Annotated in this window: 11 protein-coding genes; 5 read left to right on the forward strand and 6 right to left on the reverse strand. The window is 44.9% G+C overall.

Annotated elements, in window-relative coordinates; translation table 11 throughout:
• Positions 1–282 precede the first annotated feature (282 nt).
• Positions 283–711 (forward strand): EamA family transporter, encoded by a 429-nt coding sequence (locus Xmir_RS12690; RefSeq protein ID WP_099114603.1) that lies wholly within the window; start codon positions 283–285, stop codon positions 709–711.
• An 81-nt stretch (positions 712–792) separates the two neighbouring features.
• On the opposite strand, the gene pgm is transcribed toward Xmir_RS12690, so the two are convergent.
• Together pgm and seqA are read right to left on the reverse strand one after the other, a co-directional pair.
• Positions 793–2,433: a phosphoglucomutase (alpha-D-glucose-1,6-bisphosphate-dependent) gene (pgm, locus tag Xmir_RS12695; RefSeq protein WP_099114604.1), complete on the reverse strand. Its 1,641-nt coding sequence runs from the start codon at positions 2,431–2,433 to the stop codon at positions 793–795.
• Between the two features lie 99 nt (positions 2,434–2,532).
• Entirely contained in the window at positions 2,533–3,066 is a 534-nt protein-coding gene (seqA, locus tag Xmir_RS12700; protein ID WP_099114605.1) for a replication initiation negative regulator SeqA, read from the reverse strand.
• A gap of 259 nt (positions 3,067–3,325) precedes the next feature.
• On the opposite strand from seqA, the gene ybfF reads away from it, so the two are divergent.
• The 4 genes from ybfF (at position 3,326) to Xmir_RS12720 (ending at position 5,935) form a co-directional block, all read left to right on the forward strand.
• Entirely contained in the window at positions 3,326–4,105 is a 780-nt protein-coding gene (gene ybfF / locus Xmir_RS12705) for an esterase (protein ID WP_099114606.1), read from the forward strand.
• Between the two features lie 258 nt (positions 4,106–4,363).
• The gene (locus tag Xmir_RS12710; RefSeq protein ID WP_099114607.1) at positions 4,364–5,101 is read left to right on the forward strand and encodes a class I SAM-dependent DNA methyltransferase; all 738 of its coding nucleotides are present in this window, start codon (positions 4,364–4,366) and stop codon (positions 5,099–5,101) included.
• Positions 5,102–5,303: 202 nt separating this feature from the next.
• Entirely contained in the window at positions 5,304–5,582 is a 279-nt protein-coding gene (locus tag Xmir_RS12715; RefSeq protein WP_099114647.1) for a type II toxin-antitoxin system HicA family toxin, read from the forward strand.
• Positions 5,579–5,935: a type II toxin-antitoxin system HicB family antitoxin gene (locus tag Xmir_RS12720; RefSeq protein ID WP_099114608.1), complete on the forward strand. Its 357-nt coding sequence runs from the start codon at positions 5,579–5,581 to the stop codon at positions 5,933–5,935. Before Xmir_RS12715 ends, Xmir_RS12720 begins: the two co-directional genes overlap by 4 nt.
• Before the next feature lie 368 nt (positions 5,936–6,303).
• Here Xmir_RS12720 and Xmir_RS12725 read toward each other — a convergent pair whose 3' ends face one another.
• From Xmir_RS12725 to rtxH, 4 genes are all read right to left on the reverse strand, one after another.
• The gene (locus tag Xmir_RS12725; RefSeq protein ID WP_099114609.1) at positions 6,304–7,110 is read right to left on the reverse strand and encodes an inositol monophosphatase family protein; all 807 of its coding nucleotides are present in this window, start codon (positions 7,108–7,110) and stop codon (positions 6,304–6,306) included.
• 541 nt (positions 7,111–7,651) lie between these two features.
• Positions 7,652–21,421, reverse strand: a complete 13,770-nt coding sequence (rtxA, locus tag Xmir_RS12730; protein ID WP_099114610.1) for an MARTX multifunctional-autoprocessing repeats-in-toxin holotoxin RtxA — start codon at positions 21,419–21,421, stop codon at positions 7,652–7,654.
• A gap of 21 nt (positions 21,422–21,442) precedes the next feature.
• A complete protein-coding gene (gene rtxC / locus Xmir_RS12735) occupies positions 21,443–21,904 on the reverse strand; it encodes an RTX toxin-activating lysine-acyltransferase RtxC (RefSeq protein WP_099114611.1) in 462 nt (153 codons plus the stop codon).
• Positions 21,905–21,939: 35 nt separating this feature from the next.
• The gene (rtxH, locus tag Xmir_RS12740) at positions 21,940–22,305 is read right to left on the reverse strand and encodes a protein RtxH (protein ID WP_099114612.1); all 366 of its coding nucleotides are present in this window, start codon (positions 22,303–22,305) and stop codon (positions 21,940–21,942) included.
• Positions 22,306–22,654 lie beyond the last annotated feature (349 nt).

The following is a 22,654-nucleotide window of genomic DNA, read 5'->3' on the forward strand; positions in this document are numbered from 1 at the left end:
AACTTTGAATAAATAATTTTTATTTTGAGTGCAATTTGCGAGCAATAAAATAAATAACCCGCTGAATAAAATAAGATAAATCTTTCTCCAATAATTCAATTTCATAGTTAAATATTTTTATATGGGAAGATAACTTCGATTATTTTATTTTTAATAAAGACGTAAATAATGATTAAATATTGTATTAAACTTTCTCACCTCATCCTTTTATTAATAAAGATGGGAGGAGAATAAAGGATGAACTATTTATTTGCTGTTTTACCCACATAGGACTAATTGAATATGAGTACATGGCTGATTTATGCCTTACTCTCAGCGCTGACAGCAGCACTGGTGGCTATTTTTGGTAAAATCGGATTGCAAAATCTGGATGCCAACACAGCAACTGCCATACGCGCCGTTATCATGGCATTGTTTCTCGTTGGTGTTGTCGTAGTACAAGGAAAATTAAATCTTATCAGTGAAATTCTTGCTAACCGTGAGGCGTTGCTGTTTATTCTATTAAGTGGAATTGCTGGTGCTCTCTCTTGGTTATTCTATTTTCTGGCGATCAAGCACGGCAACGTTTCCCAAGTAACGCCAATCGATAAGCTAAGTGTGGTATTTGCCGTAATTTTGGCGGTGATCCTATTCGGTGAAAAGGTTTCTCTGGTCGCTGCCGCAGGCGTTGCCTTGATTACCATAGGTGCTTTGATGGTGGCTTTGGGATAAGGCACCATAACAACCATAAAAATGAAAAAGCCGCAGCAAACGCCACGGCTTTCATTATTCGAGTCAAACAAGGAAATGGCTTTAACCCGCCGCAAGTACTTGATTGACGATTTCCAATGCTTCTTGCTCAATTCTTTCGCGATGTTCTGCACCGAGGAAACTTTCACAATAGATTTTGTAGGCTTCTTCCGTGCCAGAAGGACGGGCGGCAAACCAACCGTTATCACTCATCACTTTCAAACCCCCAATGGAAGCACCATTACCCGGTGCCGTCGTCAGGCGGGCAGTGATCGGATCGCCAGCCAGCATGTCGGCTTTAACCATTTCCGGCGACAACTTGGATAACAACGCTTTTTGCTGATGGGTAGCAGCGGCCTGAATACGGCTATAGCTTGGTGTACCGAATTGAGCCGCCAGTTTATCATAACGCTGCTGTGGATTTTCCCCGGTCACTGCGGTCATTTCAGCAGCCAGCAGACACAGAATGATGCCATCTTTATCCGTTGACCATGGCGTACCGTCAAAACGCAGGAAAGAAGCCCCCGCACTTTCTTCTCCGCCAAAGCCCAGTTCACCTTTATACAAGCCATCGACAAACCATTTAAAACCGACAGGAACTTCGACTAATTCACGCCCCAAATCAGCGACAACACGATCAATCATGGCACTGGAAACCAGTGTCTTGCCCACTGCGACATTTTCAGGCCATTGTGGACGATGGCGGAATAAGTAATCCACTGCCGTCGCCAGATAATGGTTAGGGTTCATCAAACCAGCCGGTGTGATGATCCCGTGACGGTCATAATCAGGATCATTGGCAAAAGCCAGATCAAACTTACCACGCAGCTCCAACAACCCTGCCATTGCCCACCGAGATGAACAATCCATACGGACCACCCCGTCATGATCCAGTGTCATAAAGCGGAATGTCTGATCGATCTTATCATTAACCAGCGTCAGATCGAGATTGTAGTATTCTCCGATGCGCTGCCAGTAAGCAATGCCAGAGCCGCCCAATGGATCAATACCAATTTTCAGGCCGGCTTTCTGAATCGCGGCCATATCCACAACTTCACCCAGCGCTGTAACATAAGGGTCAACCAAATCCTGCGGATGCAGGTACTCACTCTTCAATGCCTGTTCATAAGGCAACCGTTTTATTCCATTAAGATCATTCGCCAGTAACTCGTTGGCACGCCGTTCAATGATGGCAGTCAAATCGGTATCGGCTGGCCCGCCATTGGGGGGATTATATTTAATGCCACCGTCTTCCGGCGGATTATGAGATGGCGTGATCACAATACCGTCAGCCAGATTTTTTCCCTGTCGGTTGTAACATAAAATGGCATGGGAAATCGCAGGCGTCGGGGTAAAACCGTTATTTTCCTGCACAATCACATCCACGCCATTTGCCGTTAATACTTCCAATACGGAAATAAACGCCGCTTCTGAAAGCGCATGAGTATCTTTACCCACATAGCATGGCCCTGTAATTCCCTGCTGTGAACGAACTTCTGCGATCGCCTGAGAAATAGCCAGAATATGAGCTTCATTGAAACTGTTGCGTCCAGAACTGCCGCGATGACCGGAAGTGCCAAATTTGACTTTATGTGCTGGATTTTCGGGATGTGGTTGTAAGGTGTAATACTGTGATGTGAGTTGGGCAACATTAATTAAATCATGTTGCTGGGCGGGTTGTCCCGCTCTTGGGTGAATTGCCACGTTCTTTCTCCTGGGAGACTGCACTGGCTTACCTTCCAGTGCAGTATAAATAAGTTAAGTGCTTTAGGGCAGCTAACAGGGCTGAACTAAAGGGCTAAACTAAATAGTGCCACACACTTTTTCAATCAAATTTGCCGGAAACTTCATATCCTGCATGACATGTTCGATCATGCTACGTTTACGGTCAGTGTTAGTATTTGTGATCACCCAGAAAGGGGTACCGGGGATATGGCGTGGCTTGGTTTGCTTGCCGCTGGCCAAAAGTGTGTGCTCATCGCCCGCAAAATAGGTGCGGGTACGGCCGTGCATTGCTTCCGTTGTTTTAGAAAAACTTTCACTGTTCAAGCTATACAGCGTGGACAGGATCAACATAAAGCGCTCAACGGATTTTTTCTTTTCAGCGTACTCATCGGAAAGCAGTAATTCGCGAATAACACGAACAGCATCACGAGAACGGGCAACAGGAGTTTTATCAACAGATGTAGGATCGTTGGCAGGCGGTGTAATTTGTACTGGCTGCCCGGCGTCCAATTTCAATATGCGCCGTAAAATATCAGATGCACTTTCACCGATATGCAGAGTTTGGCTTGCAATAAAGCGGTAAAGGTCTTCATCAACTTCTATCGTTTTCATTTCTATCCAGTACTGTTCTTAATGAAAAAATTATCCTGAGATTATAAGATATAATGCCACAAAACAAAACAATTAAACTTTCAATAACTTAAAGTGATTCTTTTTAAAATTACTAATCTTCAAAAAAGCAACTTCCCTCTAAAATAAATCAATCAGTTACAACTCTTTCACCCCATTGAGTTTGTCACTGCTTGCGTGTCATGATATTAAACATCTCAATATTAAACATTGTATAAATGACATTAAATACAGGCAAATTATGAAGTCAAATAGTCAATTAAATTATCATTTCCACACACCGGAAAATCCACAATCATCCACCCCCATTGTCTTGATTCATGGACTTTTTGGTGATTTAAGCAACCTTGGCGTATTGGGACGTGATTTACAGCAACATTATCCGGTGATTCAAATTGATGTGCGTAATCACGGTATTTCACCACGAATGGAAAATATGGATTACCGCGATATGGCACAAGATGTTCTGACACTCCTTGATGAACTGAATGTGCCAAAAGCCACGATTATCGGGCATTCCATGGGTGGCAAAATCGCCATGACCATGACAGCAGTTGCACCAGAACGTATTGAAAAAATTGTGGTGATCGATATCGCTCCCGTTGCTTACCCTGTCCGCCGCCACAACAGTATTTTCGCGGCACTGAACAAAGTCACAACAGAAGGTGCACAAACCCGGCAAGCAGCGACAGACATTATGCGTCAGGATATCCGGGAAGATGGCGTTATTCAGTTTCTGCTGAAATCGTTCCGTCAGGGGGAATGGAAATTCAACCTGCCTGTCCTGCAACAAGAGTACGAAAAAATCATCGGTTGGGAACGTGTTCCTGTATGGTCACAGCCAGCATTATTTATTCGTGGTGGAAATTCTGATTACATTACCGAAGAATACCGGGAAGATATTATTAGCCAATATCCACAAGCGACAGCATGGGTTGTTGCAGGTTGTGGACATTGGGTGCATGCAGAAAAACCTGATGCAGTGCTCAGAGCGATTCATCGCTTTCTGGGAACAAAATAATGACAATATCAACTCACTGAATGTGAGTTGATAAAAAATAAAACACATTCAATATATAAATTCCTTTTAAAAAAAATTTAATCTTTATTTCTCAAATCTATCCAAAAGAAAGATCCAATATAAAAATAGTTATATCTAACTCATTACTGACCCTCTAATATATAATAAGAAAAAGCATCCAATATTTATTACATCAATACTAAATAATATATCCCATAGACAAGTAAAACATCTTGACTTTAATTAAGGATAAAAATTATGAAAGATAACGCCTTATATGATCCTATTGCACATCTTTACGAAAGTTTTTCGGATGCAGCCCCCCATATAGAAGTGGAAGTCCGAACCATCTTCAATCTGGCTGGAGAGATACAGGGAAAATCAGTATTAGATTTAGCATGTGGGTATGGTCTATTTAGTCGGGAATACAAAAAACGAGGTGCTTCAAAAGTTATTGGCATTGATATATCAAAGAACATGATAGAAATTGCGAAAAGTAAATCGCAACAATACGGTGACGATATCGAGTTTCATTTAAGAGATGTCAGCAAAATGGAATCATTTGGCAAATTCGACATCATCAATGCTGCCTGGTTATTCTGCCATGCAGAGTCCCTCGAAGACCTTGAAGCGATGTTTCGTATCATTGCCGATCAACTTAATCCTTCCGGTAAACTAATCGCTTATACATTTGAACCTGATTATCGATTAGAGAAAGGGAATTATGAAAATTACTGTATAAAAGTGCTTAGTGAAGAGCCAATAAAAGACACAACCCTCGTGAAAGCTGAATTTCTGACTACACCTCCCACTCCTTTTACAATGCATCGCTGGAGCCGTGAACAATATCAGGAAGCTATCAAGAAAGCAGGTCTCAAACACTTTGAATGGCACAAACCCATGCTATTGCAAAGCGATATTGATAATCATCCTCCGGGTTTTTGGGATAATTTTCAACAGAACTGTCTTGATACAGCGCTTGTTTGTCAATTTTAATAATCTGACGCCAGCTTCCTACTGGCGTCACTAAGATAGAATTGTTGGTCGATAATCAAGAACTGGACAGGTTGAAATGCAGATGAGGTGACATGTCACATTACTATCATAAGATCCGCGTTTTTTAATGACTTCATTATTTGACTTCACTTTTATCGATGCTAATATGACTTCAATATTTGAAGTCACGGTGTATTGGCATATGAACAAACAAGTTTCAGCACTCCGAACACGGCAGAAACGCACATTGGAACAGATATTTAAAACGCCTGTATCTTCGGACATTAAGTGGTCAGATATTGAGTCCTTAATTAAGGCATTAGGCGGTGAGATAAAGGAAGGCCGGGGTTCTCGCTGTAAGTTTTTGTTAAATGGGAGTATTGCCAATTTTCATCGTCCGCATCCGTCGCCAGATACAGACAAAGGCGCAGTCGCTGGCTTACGGGAATGGTTGGAAAGTATCGGAGTGACGCCATTATGAGTAAACAACACACCAATATCATGGAAATAGCCGGGCTTTCGGCTGTTATCAGCTACGTGCCCGAAATTGGCATGTTTCGGGGGAAATTTTTAGGCTTGTCAGGCTACTGTGATTTTGTGGCAGATAGTATCGCGGGATTGCATGCCGAAGGCCGATTGTCACTGGATGAATATCTGGACGATTGCCGAGCGGCCAATATTGAACCTTATCAGCAACGTGAAAAAACCAAAACATTTACCCTGCGTTATCCTGAATCATTTGGAGAACGCTTGAATCAGGCAGCCGCCGAACACCATATTTCGGTTAACGCATTCATTCTGGAAACGTTGAATGAACGTTTAAGAAATGGCTGAAATTACAACTGTGATAACGTGACATGTCACGAAACATTTCTCAAACCCGCTTTGTGGGTTTTATCTGTGGGACATTCGAGTATTTAACGGGGTCAGAAGCCCAATCACGTTCCGGAAAAGGTTGGAGTGGGCATGAATGAGGAAAAATCGGAAGAGGATGATTTATCATGAATGCCGCAAACCCCGTTATTTTCAACGAGGTTTGTCAACAATCTGTAAGATAATCCCCCGAAATTCGGGGGATTATCTTTATATTCGTTTTCGGATATAAAGTCATACATGTTAATTGCACTTATTAGTCGAATCCGCCGATTATTTATATTAGAGGATGAAATAAAATAGCCTAATGGGATAGGCCATTAAAACATTTAATCCATAATAAAAGAATTCATTCTTTCTACTACGCTATCAAGCAATTTTGGCGTGCATGCCGATATCAAGCTACCACCAAACATCACTTTTTCCCGACGGCCGTCCAGCGAACAGAAATCCCCACCCGCTTCCTTAATGCAAGGCAAGATAGCAGCACTATCCCACGGTTTCATCAAAGTATCAATGGCACAATGCAGACGCCCAGCGGCGACCATTGCATGTTGGTAACAATCATTAACGAAAGTAAAATCACGCGCTGATTTTACCAGTGCATCCAAATTATAAGCGATTGTGCCATCGGCAAGATTGTAGCTTGTACTGTGTATTCCTGAGGCAGTCATTACCGCCTGTTCCACCCTTTCCGGTGAATTCTCTGCAATTTTGAGTTGACGCAGTGGCTTGCCTTCAACGCTCATCCAACAACCTTCACCTTTTGCAGCATAAACCACTGTCGAAATTGCCGGGAAGCTCATCACACCAACCACAGGCTCATCTTGTTCAACGAAAGCAATCAACGTACTGAATAATGGAATACCATATAAAAACGCCCTTGTACCATCAATAGGATCAATTACCCAACCTGATTCAAATTTCTCTGCGCCTTCCAGACCAAACTCTTCTCCCAAAATAGGCACGCCCGGGCTGCGTCTGGTGAATATGTCACGAAGTTCTGTTTCTAACATTAAATCAGTCTGGGTGATAACAGAACGATCAGGTTTGTAATCAAATTTCCCTGCTCCGTCAAAAGCATCCTGCGTTTTTTTTCTTATTGAAGTCACTGCTTCAAGGGCTATCTTCAACATCTGTTTATAACTCCTTGTATCATTTTCAATGGCTATACTCTAACATGGAAAAATCATAAAAAAATATAAAATAGATAACCGCTCCAGAATAATGATCCAAAGTGGTTAATAATGTATTTTACTGAGCAAGCTATTATCATTACTGCCGCTTACCCAAAACTTCTTTAATAGCCTCATGAAGGGAATTCATGATATCAATTATGAGATTTGTCACCCAGAAAATTCAAAAAATAAAATTTAAGGTGCTAATGTTAGGTTGTGTTTTTTAAAATACACTGACTATTCCTGTAAGGATGACATTATAAAATAACAATACCGTTTTATATTCAATATGATATTTTTAATTATAAAAAATCACAGTAAAATTCAATTTTACACACTGAAATTATTTATCCCTATTAACACTTTATTCCCTATAATATATTGAATAAAAGCAGATCCCGCTATTTTGGTATAATGTGCTTACGCCAAAATAAAATGGCCCACGATTGTGGGCCATTTTCATTAATAACTCTATCTAACGACCAAATCTATCCAGCCATCAGACCAGTTTTGATTTCCCGTTTGTCGTATCCGACCAAGCGGTTATGATGGTGGATTTCGTTTGGTTATCAAGCGAATCAAAAAATCCGCTGTCTCCCATATTAGGCGCAAATCCACTCATCGCCTGCACCAAGGAATCCACTGCATTAGCAGAGAGGGCGGTATATTCACGCTCACCCTGTGCATCTTTATCCCCCATTTGGGTAACAATATCCGCACGGTTGCCATTGAAGTAATTATTGAAGGTCACAGACCCCATTGCTTCAAACTGCCCTTGTGCCGAAGTATCTTTGACATTGCGATGCGTCAGCAGAACCAAATCGTAACCACTACGTTGGAACCACAGGTTTTGCCAGTTGATATCATTGAAAATAATCTTGTCACCTTGTTTGATATCTTCAACCACGTTATCAATCACACTACCGCTGACCACGAAGCGATTAACGCCCATGCCACCTTTGAAGTGGTTCTGATATCCGCCCAGTACCAGCAGGTCATCGCCAGCACCGCCATTAATCTGGCTGAACTTGGATACCGCATCAGCAATCAGGTGATCATTGCCTGTACCCCCATTGATCACCGCGTGATAACCCATCAGTCTGATAGAATTGTTGCCCGCATTGCCGTCGATTCGGTTATAGTTACCAAATACCGTCGCAAAATCGTTACCCTCACCCAAATCTGCCTGATTGTTGTTACCAATGGTGACGACGTAATCTTGATCTTCTCCGGCATCAATACGATTAAAATTGCCGGAAGCCACGATATAATCGCGTCCTTTGCCGCCTTCAACCATGCCACCTTCGCCAAAGACAAACACCTGATCATCCCCCGCTCCCATGTAAGCGTAGTTGATACGTCCGGCCAATACAGCAACGTCATTGCCTGCACCACCAAACATCATATTTTCACGCCCCATCATGACGCCAGTGTTATTGCCTGCACCACCCGCGAAGATATTGGAGGTTCCCACAGAGTAGAAGACATCATCACCACGGCCGCCCCAGAAGTTATTGTTATCTCCCAGATAAGCGCCGAGATCTTTACCGTCCCCTCCCCAGTTAAAGTTGTAGTTACCCAGTGAAACGTGGATATCGCCATCTCCTTGCAGATGACCACTATTACGTAAGAAGTCGAAGGTTTTATCCTGCATATTCAACAAATCAGCAGTCAGGTTCTCTTTCAGATTAGCCACCAGAGATTCCATCTCCGCTTGCTTATCCTGATTGAAGAGAGTTGCAAACAGGTTTGGCAGGTTCAGGGAAGTCAATCCAAAGGCACGATCTGCCTGTGGTGCTTTAGTTTCCGCAGCAGATTTATCGCTTACATCAATGGTGACAAGCCCTTCTTGATTTTCATCAGGCGCTTTCGCTTTCAGCCCGTGGCTTTCAGCAAAAGATTTCACGCCGTCAGCCCCCATTTTCAACCCGGCTTTCAGGCTGTCGAGTAACTTGTCCCGATCAGTGAAAGCCTTCAACTGATCACCACTAAATTCACCGATGATTTCCAGCATTTCACGCAGAATGGCAACGCCATTAACAGGCTCGTTTGAACGGGAAACAATACCGCCATTCGAGGTATAATCCACACCAAAAATATCCGCCAGCGTGGTATCCGCGCTGACACCTGCCAGATTCCCTAACAGTTTGTTCTTAATCTGGCGTGGCAAATCCGTTGGGCTAAAAGTAAATGTGGTTTTTGCCATGCCCGTGGAGGTATATTCCTGCGTCATCAGGCCAAACAGTGAACCCAGATTGGTATCCAGGATTGACTGGATATTGTCACCAAACATGAAGTTCCAGTTCCCCGTCGTGACTTGAATATCAGCACCCTGCCCGCCAACAGCAAAGTTGAAAACCAGCTTTTCATTCACCCGACGGAATTTCTCCGCCCGATTAGTTTTACCCATTTCAGGCGTATTGCCATTACCCCCCAACCACTGGTTGTATTTCTTGTTCAGTGTACTTTCGAGATCACTTTTCAGGCCACGGCTGCTACGTTCATTTTGAGAATCGAGATCAATCAGGGTGCTATAATCCACACTACTGGTCAAATCGAGGCCAGACAGATCACTGACATATTTCTTCGCACTTTCCAGTGTCCATTGCTGATTTTGCTTCGCCAGCCAATCCGGTGAGTTAAACGATCCGGCAATGTCCTGCAATACACCAGAAATACGGGATGCACCATCAAATGGGTTAACCAACGGCGGGGTTGGAATGGATTTTTCCAGCATTACGATCAGATCGTTACTGCGTCCTGCGTTGAAACTGACGTTGCGGTTACCCACAAACAGTTGCGCACCTTCCAATGCCTGATAACCAGCAATATCAACACTGTGTTTACTGTCACCATTGCCAATATGAACCATCACGTTATTGTCACCAAAAGCCAGAGACTTAAAGCCCCCCGTGCCTACCTTGATGCCCACATTGGTGGTTCCCCAGTTAACGGCAGTGAATTCCCCGTCACCAACTTGTAACTGAATATTGCCGGAATAGCTCAGTTGGTTGTTTGATGATGCCGCCGCTGAATGGTTATCCACCGCATCACGTTGTTTTGGCGCATGGAATATCTCTGCATTGTCCGCAATAGCACCTTGCGCTTTTGCGCCAACATCTGTTTGCCCTACACGAGACAAGACGATGTCATTTTCAGAGATACCACGGCGGACTCGCTCAGAATGGCTTTCGACCTCACCTTTATCATTCCAACCCAACACAATCTTGTTATCCGTGAGTTTATGAACCCACTGATCTTGCGCATCTTTCGTGTATTTGCGACCAACACTGTCTACCGCAACGTCACTGCTGCGCGCCGAGACGGTGATACGGATACCCTGACTATCCAGTGCCGAAATAAAGCGGCGGGCAAAACCTTCACGTTTGTCGTCGCCAATCAAGGAACAACCAACAAGGCTGATATGGTCAGGTGTACCGGTTTGTTTGAAATCAGCACTGAACTTTTTCAGTTTCAAAGCCAGTTCATCTGCGCTGTAACCACTTATACGCGTATTTTTCTGTGTGATATCGTTTTCATCACGTCCATGTCCAACAATCTGCCAACGTAATTTGCCAGATGGCAATTGTTCAACGTCACCATACACCACACGATATTGACCATTGGCATCAAGCTGAACAATCACGCTGGAATCAGGATGTTTGCTTGCCAGACTTGCCGCTGCTTTTGCTGCAACCGGGTCATTTTCAGTCTGGATAATAATCTGGCCACTAAAGCGGCTATCGCTACCTTCAGACTGTGGTTTGACTACAATATTTTCCCAAGAATTAACGTCTTGGTTATTCACTTGAACATGACTTTCTAGCGCGTCATCACCCAACGGTTTTTTCATTCCGTCTGACGTGTCAATCGCTGTCGAAACGTTGAGTGTGAATTTGCCATTTACCGAGTTAGCAATGACTTTATCGATATTCGACTGCACAAGGTTAGCCGCCTGTTTGAAATTGTTACTTTCAACCTCAACCAGAACTTTTTCACCTTTCTTTGTCGTCACTTCCAGCGTCACGGCATCATCACGGTAATCAACGACACGCCCTGTCACATTTGAAGACAGTTTAAAAGTCTTACCCTGTTCTTTCAGTGCGCGCAGTACGTACTGTTGCTCACCTGCACGCGCCTGCTGCCAGACTCCGTCATATTGGGTAATGGTGCCCTTCTCAAATGTATTGTAGTTAACATTGAAACTTTGATTGTTTTCCATGCTGGTTTCATATGTATAACCAAGCTTGGATTTATAACCCGTCATTATTCCCTTATGGAAAGAGTCCATAAAACGTTCGAAGTTTTTATAGTTATCAAATGACTTAATACCAAAGTTAGGATCATAGAATGACCAAATGGTTTGATTTTCCCCTTTATGCACAACGACTGCCATAGCATGGTCTTCAGACATAAAGGACATATACGTCGTTTTGTCTACATCACGCAGTTTCTCCATCACAGACTCATAGCCGGCAATATCGTTACTCAGCGATTGGTCAATCCTGTTTCCCGTTAACCCATTGGCTTTCAATTTCCCGCCATAGGCTTGGTTGGCTTTCCGCCTCATGGATAATGAACCGGACATATCTTGAGTCTGGCTATACTGCATTGACAGCAAGTCTTGAATTGCCGGGCCGATATTTTGGCGGCGATATTGGTTAAGCAATGAAGTTTCAACCGAGTGGATATCGCTCTTTTTGTTCACGCTGTTGTCATTGTAGGCTTTGACCGCATCTGTCAACCACGACAAATACGCTTTACCGCCACCCAATCCATGCACCCGCTCTTCTATCAGGTAACGGGCGGACAAAGCGAAGCAAACACCTTCCAGAAATTCTTTCGATTCAACGTGATTTCCATTAGTCAGGAGTACATTGCCTATTTCTGGCACCAGCTTGTCAAGGTTACTTAGCAGTGAGCTTCCTTGAGTGAAATGGAATGAATATTGATCCAACTCTTTTCTGCCTGATTTCGCATCAAAGAGGGTATAAATCATGTTTTCCAATAACCCTGCTTTTACTCTGCCATTTTCACGCTGAGGCTCAGAAAGCGTTGAAACAATCTGTTCAGCATACTGATTCATCAATCGGCCACTGGCCTCATGACCATAGAAGGTATGCTCCCCAGATACCTGATAACCTGCCACGATAAGTTTAGCGCGCATTCTTTCCCCTGCGTCGCCCAACCCTTCGCTATCAGTCAGTAACATGATTGGCGTTTGTTTCGAGATCCCTTGCAGGTTTTTCTCAACCGAGAACTGACCATTAACCGCTTTCGCCAGAATGCCTGTTAATCCTGCCGGATTTGGCACTTCATGCGCAGTAATCGCTTTGGTCATGCTTGGCATTGGCCTGTCGAGCAACAAGCCAGAAACGGACTGTCCATTACGTTCTGCATAACGGGCAAGATCCGCCGCAACCGCACCACCCATTGAGTAGCCATGAATGATGATATTTTCTGGTTTGATACCGCGATCATTGACCAAATAGCGGAACATCGTGCGGGCATCCTGATACAGCCCTTTTTCGCTTGGATGACCATCGCTGGAGCCATAACCCCGCATGTTCACCGCCAGCATATCAACACCCTGTTTTTTGTAGTTATCCTGCATGGCACTGGCTTGTTCTTCCGCCGATGAACCGGAACCATGAATGAAAAGCACCACTTTTTTGGCGGTGTTCTGCTCATCCTGACTCTTTTGAGCAGCATTATGGTAATAACCCGTCAAACGCCCTGCGTCACCCTGCAATGTGACTTTATCCGCCGTGCCGTCGGTCGTTGCCGCATCTAATATTATCTGAGTGCTGCTATGCACCTGACGGCGATCTTCTTTTTCACCGTAAAGCTCATCATTCAGGAAACGTACCAGTGGGTTAAATGGATCTCTGTCACGCGGTGGTGTGCCGTCATTATCGATGGCAACTTTTTCCAGCATCTTCTCTTTGTTATCAGAGTGACCCAACGCCGCCAAATCTTCATCTACAATGCGATTTGGTTTTTTGGCGATTTTCTCAACCTGTGCTTCCTGCAATGCCTGTGCAAAATTGAAAAGCTCTGTTGGTGTCCAAACACCAAATTTGGGTCGCCATGTGTGGCCGATAACTTTATCTGCGCCACCAGCCTTAAGCACTTTGGCAACAGTACTCGAACAGTTATCGGTCAGCAATTGATAACGGGCATCCGGGTTCTGACTGATTTTATGCCATTCCGCCTGCATGGCCGCTGCATCCAATCCTGCCAGATTGATACGGAATACGCGCCCTTCATCACCTTCGCTGGTTTTGAAGTCCCGAATATTGTTCAACTCATGTTCAGCAAATTGACGGATAACATTAGCAATGCGTTTTTCAGCCAATTCAGGAGATTGCTGCTTAGCCGCTGCACGCAATGCTTCAGCAAAATCTCTCCCGATTTCAAACATGTCAGTGCCGCCTTCTTCCCACTGTTGTATAAACGGTTGGGAAATATGTTCTGGCACACCCGCAGATTGCAGCAAATGAGGATTCGCCAGTGCAGCCATAGCAAAGGCTTCGCTCACCTCAGCGAATTTTGCATCAACCCCTTTGGCTATCTGAAGTTTCTCAATAAATTTCTCCAGCTTATAAGTACCATCACGCAAGCCAAAGTGATCGTTCTCTTCAGAAGCGACATCCTGTTCCAGCCCCCCATTCTGGGCCGCAGGCTGACTGAGGTCACGCCAACGTATTCTCAGGTCAGGATATCGCTCAGAAGCAACATTGAAAATGCGACTAAGATCGGAGGACTTACTGCCTTTCGGCCACCAACTGACGTAGTTTTTCTCATTGAATTCACCGGCATCTTCCGCATTGAGCTGTATGCGCCCCTGTCCAATTTGCAGCGCGGCATGCCCCAATCGGCTATGATCACTCGGTTTCCAGACAAACAAGGTTGCGCTGACCGGAGACAATTGTTGTTCAATTGCCTGATGGATCTTTCTCAAGCCTGAGACATCAATACCCTTACCATCTTTCGACAAGTCACGGGATTGCAAGGTTGCAAAGACGTTTTCTGCCACCGATTGACCATATTCTCTGCTCACGGCAGCTTTGATCTGTTCAACCGCTGTTTCTGCGCTCTCTGCTTTCATCGCAATCTGAATATTGGATTTACCACGGGTAACAAAATTCCCTTGTTCATCAATATAAAGATGCTTGGAGTCTTTCAGGTTAGCGTTGCTCAATTTGCTGTAGAGATCGCTGAAACTGCCTTTGCCCGCACTTTCCAGTGTCGGCTCCGCCAGCACCAATGATTCTTCCATGCGCACATTGATCTGCGACAGCAAGTTTTTCAGCGCTTGTGTACGTTCTGAATCCGGGTGCCCCAACAAATAACCTTCAACCTGATGACGCAAGTGGGTCAGTTTTTCTACCGATTCCAAGTTATAATCTTCCCTGCTTTGCAGGAGATTTTCATAGCTCTTAAGGGCATCCAACACATTCTTATAGCTGTCACCGCGAATTTTGCCCTTAACATAAGCAGCGTCTTGCAATTCCGCCGCAGACATTAAGTCTGTTTTCGGTTTATAGTTCCAGCTACCGTCCACTTTTTCAGCCAGGATACGGGTACGTCTCTGATCGTGGGAAATAATACGATCTTCCGCCAGATATAATTCCCCAGGCAGTTGGTCGTAATTGTCATAGTTAGCAAGGATAAAACGCTCAACGGCTTTGATTTGAGCCGAATCATCAGGATCTTCCACCATGATCGTCTTGAAGTCGTCACTGTTACTGTCCGGCCACGGACGAACTTCAAAGCTTTCATCATCATCGGACTCACGCACCAGCAAGTTGCGTTCTGTACGCAACCCATAGAATGGCAGCGCTTGGTTCAGCAGGCTGTCAATAGCACTGGTTTTGATATCCAGATTAACCAGCGTATCCGGCCTATATTTATCAGGGTCCAATACCAGCAGTTTTTCTTGCTCTGCAAGACTGAGTGAATCAAAACGCGCTTTGACAGAAACACCTGCTTCGGTCAATCTGCGGCCAATAGATTCAGGTGACAGGCCTTGATATTCGTTGGCAGCCTTATCCAGCAGACGAATTTCTCCCACCCATCCTTCACGCTGTAATTGACGCAATACCGGCAATTCAACATTCCAGAAGTAGTTGCCAAAACGCAAACCCCCTTCCGCAATGACATAAACATCATCACGTGATTGGGCTGCATAGAGGGAACTCCAAAACCCGGTATTACTGTTCGCAGAGGCATTAATAGCCGATTGCAGGGCTTTCTCCTCCGCAATGTCATAATCGAGGAATACACGGCCCCAACGCATCAGTGTTTTGTTCAACTCAATGGCAAAAACATTGCCTTTTACATCAGTATCGTAAACGACCTTCTTGCCGTCAGTCTGTGCTGCATCAAGAACAGCACGGTATTGTTGAAAGTCTCTGCCTGACCAAAATGAAACGATGCTTTTATCACCGTTTACAGGTTCGAAGCTATAACCATAGCTCTCCAGTCTTGAAACAAATTCGACACGCTTATCCCAGTCATAATCGATTGTGGCATCAACGAACAGTTTCGCCAGCGAGGTAATTCGATCTTTTGGTACGCTGTTTCCCGTTCCATTCAGGTAATCCTCAACAAAGGCCACCATTTTTTGTCTGACGTTATCCGGAATATCGGTATCTACGCGAGCAAATCCCGGCATCGGAATATATTTTTCGGTGGCAAGGTTGTTGTCACTATCCAACCAACGGTAAATATCAGCCACTTTCTGTGCTCTGGACACGGTAGCAGAGACGGTTTCAGATATATCAACCATTTTTGGCAACGCATGTTCTTCACCTAGCGCTTTCAGGCCACTCAGATCCAATCCCGAAATTTTCGGCGTATTCCTGACCCATTCGGTCACGGTATCAGTGGATTGGCTAACAGGTTGACTGACGGGTGTTTCGGTATGCACAGGTGTCAGGGTAGATCCGCCAGAGGCTTTTCTAGTACGCACTCCTGCATTGACCGGCAAGTGAGCCAAAACTTCTCTGAGACTGCCCAGTTCGTTCAGATCTTCACCCAGATATTGCAATTCTTCGCTGAACCCACCATCAGCCTGAACCGTCGATTCAGGATTAATGTGACTTTTGGATTTTTCTACTTTTTCAATATCTTCAGAGTAGTTGGATTCATCAGTTTTACCTGATAGATCACTACCTGTTACTCCTGTGCGAGTCGGCTGATAGTTGTCATCAAGTTTCGAACTTTTGCCATCACGTTCAGCTTGTTGCTGATAGCGGATGGCTTCGTTTTCCCTGCCTTTGGCTTGAATACGGGCTTCTTCAACATCCTGCTTGGCATGTTGGCGGTTTTGTTCAGCCTTGAGTACACCGACTTCTGATTTGGCAATCGCAACCTTGATATCACCCAGACGCGCTGTGGCCGCTTTTTGAGAATGATCCAATTGGTTTCGCGCAGTTTCGCTGGCTTTGTCCAATTCGGTCTGCACGCGATCCAACAATCCACCGGCAAACTGATCATGCCATTGTTGACCGGATTCCCCATGATAGGTGTTATGGCTGTCCAGCGCTTCCAGACCTCTGGCTTTCGCCATCAACTCATCTGTTACCGCTTGGGCTTCGTCCTTGATCGCATCGCGTTGCGCCTGTCCATTAGCATTCAGGGCATCCAGATCCGTCGTTTCCAGTTGTGCCTGTGTGCCAGCAATTGCCGCCAGTTGTTTGTCTTTTTCCTGTGTCAGACGCTGCTTATCAGCTTCCGCTCTTTCTTTATCCTGCAAGGCATTTTGTGAAGCTTTGTCCTGCTGCATATGCTCAGCAATGATTTTATCTGATTTACCGGGCAATGAGATTGCAGAAACATTATCCAGAACATAGCCCAGACCATCATTCAAACCGATTCCAGAAAATGCCAGTCGGTTGCTGCCCGCTTTGGCCTTTAAGGTCAATGCCTTATTTTGCCATTTGACATTACCATTGGCGGCTGCAAAAACAACCTCGCCATTCCACCACACTTCCAGCCCGTTATCATCAGAGCAACCAGCACGTCTCGCAAAGTCGAACTGAACGGTAATTTCTTCGTCCGCTGCCAGATCCTGAATATCCTGATAGATATGTGTGTTACCGCTGACATCAAGCTCACTGACAATATGACCATGCCCTTCAACACTGAGACCGTATGCCTGAGCAGAGTGGTTGGCTTCAATGCCATTAGTAGATTTCCAACCCGTTGCACCTTGTTCAAAGTCACCATTGACGATCAGATTGCGTGGCTGGGAAGAAGTGATCCGCCGATCACTGTCAAGTGAATTCTGGATACCTTCCATGTCCGGGGTATCAACGCCCGTTACGGAAGCTTTCAGGCTTCCCTGCAAATCAGAAGTGACTTCATCAATTTCTGTCAGCTTAAAGCCATTCAGAGAGGAAACTTCCGGCAGATTAATGGCTCCGCGCCCTTGATGAGTTCCCGATGTATTGGCTTCATCGCCATTGACCAGATAGCTGATCCCCTGACTGCCCGCATGACCTAACAATGTTTGTTTAACATTATCAAACAGCGCATCCAGTTTATTGCTTTGGGTATTGCTTTCTGCCACGGCAAGGCTATAGAAATCACCGTTACCCACCTGAATCGCCACGTTATTACGGGCATAAGACGCATTGATATTCAAGCCATCACCCACACGGATGCTGGCATTACCCTTGCCTTTCATAACCGAAACATTCAGGCCGTCACCCACGCGGGTATTGACGTTGAGTTTACCCCAAGCCACATTGACGGAAACGCCATCACCGACTTTGGTATTCACGTTCAGATCGCCATGAACGGCAGTCACGCTTAACCCATCACCCACTGTCGTCGTGATGTTGCCCTTACCTTTGGCTGCCGTGACCTGCATACCATCACCGATTTTGGTGACCACATTGCCTTGGCTCCACAACGCGTTGAAGCTGTCACCATCACCGATTTGGGTCACAAGATTGACATCACCTTTGGCAAGCACAACATTGCGGCCATCCCCCACTTTGGTGATAACGTTGGCTTTACCCCAGGCACCTGTATAATCATCACCATCACCCACATGGGTTAATATGTTAGCCTCCCCCTGAACAACGGTAACTTCCTGACCATCACCCACTTTGGTAATGATGTTCGCATCACCTTTGGCAAAGTTATAGCGATCACCGTCACCAGCATGGGTCATGATATTGGCTTTGCCCCAAACAGCATTGATGCCCAATCCATCACCCACTTTGGTGATAATGTTAGCTTCACCTTTCGCAAACCCGACCGTCGTGCCATCACCAACATGAGTCATAATGTTGCCGATTTTGGAAATCAGCAGGCCCACGGTGGTTCCTTCACCCACTTTGGTCAGAATATTGCCTTTGCCAGCCAACAAGGCTGCCGTTGTGCCATCACCGACATGGGTCATCACATTGGCTTCAGCCGCCGCTACAACGCCCATAAAGTCATTGCCGACTTTTGTTACAATATTGGCTTTACCTAACGCCAGTACCCCCGTCAAACCATTACCGACATGGGTCATAATATTGGCTTTGCCAAACATCGCAGACAGCGTTGTGCCATCACCCACTTTCGTCATGATGTTGGCCGTGCCAGCAAACAAACCAATGCTGGTTCCTTTTCCGACATGGGTATAAATGTTGGCTTTACCCACCATTAATGCCGCTGTCAGGTCATCACCCACTTTGGTCAGCACGTTTGCACCGCCAATCATGGCCGCAAAAGTGGAACCATGGCCAATCTGAGTAAAGATATTGCCTTTACCAATCATGGCAGAAAGCGCGTCACCGTTACCCACTTTGGTTGCAATGTTGCCTTTGGCGATCATCAACGCAACGCTGGTGCCGTTACCAATATGGGTGTAAATATTGCCAAATGCCAGCATCAATGCCAGTGCATCGCCGTTGCCGACTTTAGTGAAGATATTCCCTGCACCGCCCATCAGCGCCCAGGCATTGCCCATTCCGACATGGGTGAAAATATTACCAACCCCGACCATGGCCGCAATCGTTGTACCGTCACCGACTTTGGTGAAGATGTTGCCTGCTGCGCCCATGATGCCCAGCGTTTGCCCATCACCAACATGAGTCAAGGCGTTGCCCAGACCCAACATAATGCCCGTGGTATCGCCATCACCGACTTTGGTCAGGATATTCGCGCCGCCCAGCATAATACCGGTAGTTTTGCCATCACCAACATGTGTCAGAACATTGGCACCACCGCCCATGATGGCCTGTACATTTCCTTTACCCTTTTTCGTCAGGATATTGGCACCGCCCAGCATAATACCGGTAGTTTTACCATCACCAATATGTGTCAGGACATTGACACCACCGCCTATGACAGCCTGTACATTTCCTTTACCCTTTCTCGTCAGGATATTGGCACCGCCAGCGCCACGAAACTCCGTATTACCCAACTCAGAGCTATGTTCAATAACATTAGCACCGCCAGCACCATAAAAGTAAACATTGCCCCGGGTCACGTTGGATTTGATGATGTTGCCGCCACCCGCACCTGCATAATGAATATCACCAGAACTGTCACCGCTGCCCGTTGCCGATTTGAACAGATCAAGCTCACTGTATTCATGCGTATCAGGCACACGACCGGATGTTGTGCGCACAGCGTTAACGCTGTAATGAAGATCACTCAGTGAGTAGCTGCCGGTTCCCATATAGTGGTAACCGTTGGCAGAGGATATATCTTCATTCGCCAGATTTGCTGTATGGTTACCTTCCTTATACCAAGGGCGAGCGATATATTGCAGTATTCCTGTTTTTGGATCGTTCCTCAGCTCAACCACCACGACCTTGGTGTATTCGCCAAGTTGCTTACCATAAATATAGGTGTTCGGCATCCGGTTAGATTTTACGGCTTTTACATCAACGGTAGTTCCATCACGGTAAATGGCATAACCGCCCATTTTCGCGTCTGACAACGTAATATCTGCTGCGTCAATCTGAACACCATTGCCGTAATTCACCCATTCATTTTCGGTCAGTTTTTTCTCAACGGCATAAACCGTTATCTGTTTCCGTTGTTCAACGGTCAGATTTGATAACGTGTATGCACCATCAGTATCGACTGAATTAAAGCCACTTTGATCAGAGATATCTTGTTTTTCCAGCCCCTTAAGATGTTTTCCTTCTTTATACCAGGCTGTCGAGAAATATCTCAGCTTGCCAGTTTCAGGATCATTTCTGAGCTGAACCTTGTTGATTTTGGTGTGAGTCCCATCCTCAAATGCAAACAGGTAAGTGTTTGGTTCCTGAGTCGATTTAAGACCTGTGACCCGATGATCGTGCCCAATCCATGAGCCATTCATAGTGGCATTTGTCAGCACAACCTCTTCAGCCTTGGCATATTCCATCCCTTCGCTGCCAAAGTCATTGGCTGACCCTTTGCGGGTAATTTCGTTATAGGCACCTGCACCCGTAAAATAGATATTACCGTGTGCAACATCGGAGTAGAGGCTATTGTAGCCACCACCGCCTTCAAACCGGATATCCCCCCGGGTTTCAGAGTAGACGTCATCTGCCTGACGTGTACGTTCAATACGGTTATAAGCAGCCGCACCTTTCAGGGTTATGTTGCCAACTTTACCCTTACGAGAGAGATGGTTATAGGCTCCACCTCCCGTAAAATCAATATTACCTGTTTCGACTCTGGAGCTAATGACGTTCGCAGCACCAGCCCCCTTAAAGGTCACATCTCCCTGAGAGCCCTGATATTTGTCAAACCAGGTCCGATCGATCACATTGCCAGCACCTGCTCCATTAAAAGACAGATTGCCCTGATTGGTTTCATGCCAGAGCGTATTGTATCCGCCAGCCCCATCGAACCTGATATTTCCTTTCAATCCCTTACGGATCAATCCGTTATAAGCTGCCCCACCTGCGTATGTTATATCGCCATAATTACCGGTGTGTGCTATCGACACCCCACCCGCTACACCGGCAAAGTTGATACTACCGTTGTCACTTTTATTGATTTCTGCATAGCCGGCCCCCCCTTTTACTGTCAAGTTCCCAGTGGTGTCATTGACCTTAAGATAAGCCGCCCCTGCCTCAACAATATCGTGCCCAGTGCCTGTATAAACCGTGGCACCAATTGACCCTAACTTAATATGATCATCACCGCCGTAAGCATATATGTTACCGCCAAATCCAATGGCTACGATGTCATTATCACCATCATCGGCGAAGTAATTCCCCGTAACGAAGTACTCAACACTTCTCCAAAATGGTTTTCCCATATATAAATCTCTGAGTAGAAGTTAAATCGAAAACCACTGTACCTTGCGGATACAGCGGTCATTTTGAATATCCAGAGTTCCCCTGACTGTGCAGGCTTTTTGTCCTTTCCATGCAGCAAATACCCGGCGACGGAGATCGTGGGCAATGCTACGGGCATGTCCGAAAGGCGCAATCATTTCTGGAAAAAAGATATGCTGACCAGAACGCCAGTCTTTCAGCGATATTTCCCGCTCTCCCGCAAGAATCGCATCCCGACTGCTGTCAGACAAAAAAGCCCAATTACAAAAAGCAACTGGGCGTTTATGTTCATCTTCGTAATAGCAAAACTGATTAAGCTGGAATGACGGCAAGATTCGTTGTTGCCACTCAGCAACCAAATAGCGTCGGTGCAAAGGGGAATGTTGACAAAGCAACATTACCCCACCAATCATTGCCTGTATTTCAGTCGTACTCAGTGTTGCTGATTGATGTGTGATCATCATAAGTGAGCAACCACTTGACTAGGAATGTACTGATATTATTTTGATGTTTCTGAATTACGTGTTACGCGCTTTTTAGGCTCAGTGGATTCTGCAACAACTGCATCAGTTTGTGCTGGCACCTCAGATTCATTTATTTCTGGCATAGGTAAAAAACCTGCGGCAATCAGTTTATTGATTTCAGCTTCCATTCTGGGATCTTCAAGCATGTTTTTTACCATGGAAACCATATACATAAAACCAGATGCAGGCATATGAATAGTTTGTTTTAATTGCAATTCCTGATCACTTTCTGCCAATATGCCATTTGCCATTCGATTAGGATCTTGACCAACAAAATACAGGGAGAACACACCTTTGTTATAATTAACGCTTGAAATGGTTTGAACGAATTTCTCAGACATATCATTATCCATTAAATAAATATTGATTTAATGTTAAAATATCATTAAAACAAAATGATTAAATCACGAATGAATTCCATATTTATTATGGTTTCATTTATAATTAAACCTCTTTACTAAGAGCGTTGTTACAACTGCTTGAACTGCCTTAGCAGGGTAAATTACTCAAAAATAATTTATACAACATTAGTAAGAATGAGTATATAAAAATCTCAATCGCGATTTAAATACAAAATGACAGTAAAGTCCACTATTGATAAACCAAATGATTCACAGGCTATTTTGAACAAAAATATATCCATTTTCTTGCTAAAATCAATATATAAACGGCAAAATGTCTGTTTAACCG

The sequence above is a fragment of the Xenorhabdus miraniensis genome, from assembly GCF_002632615.1.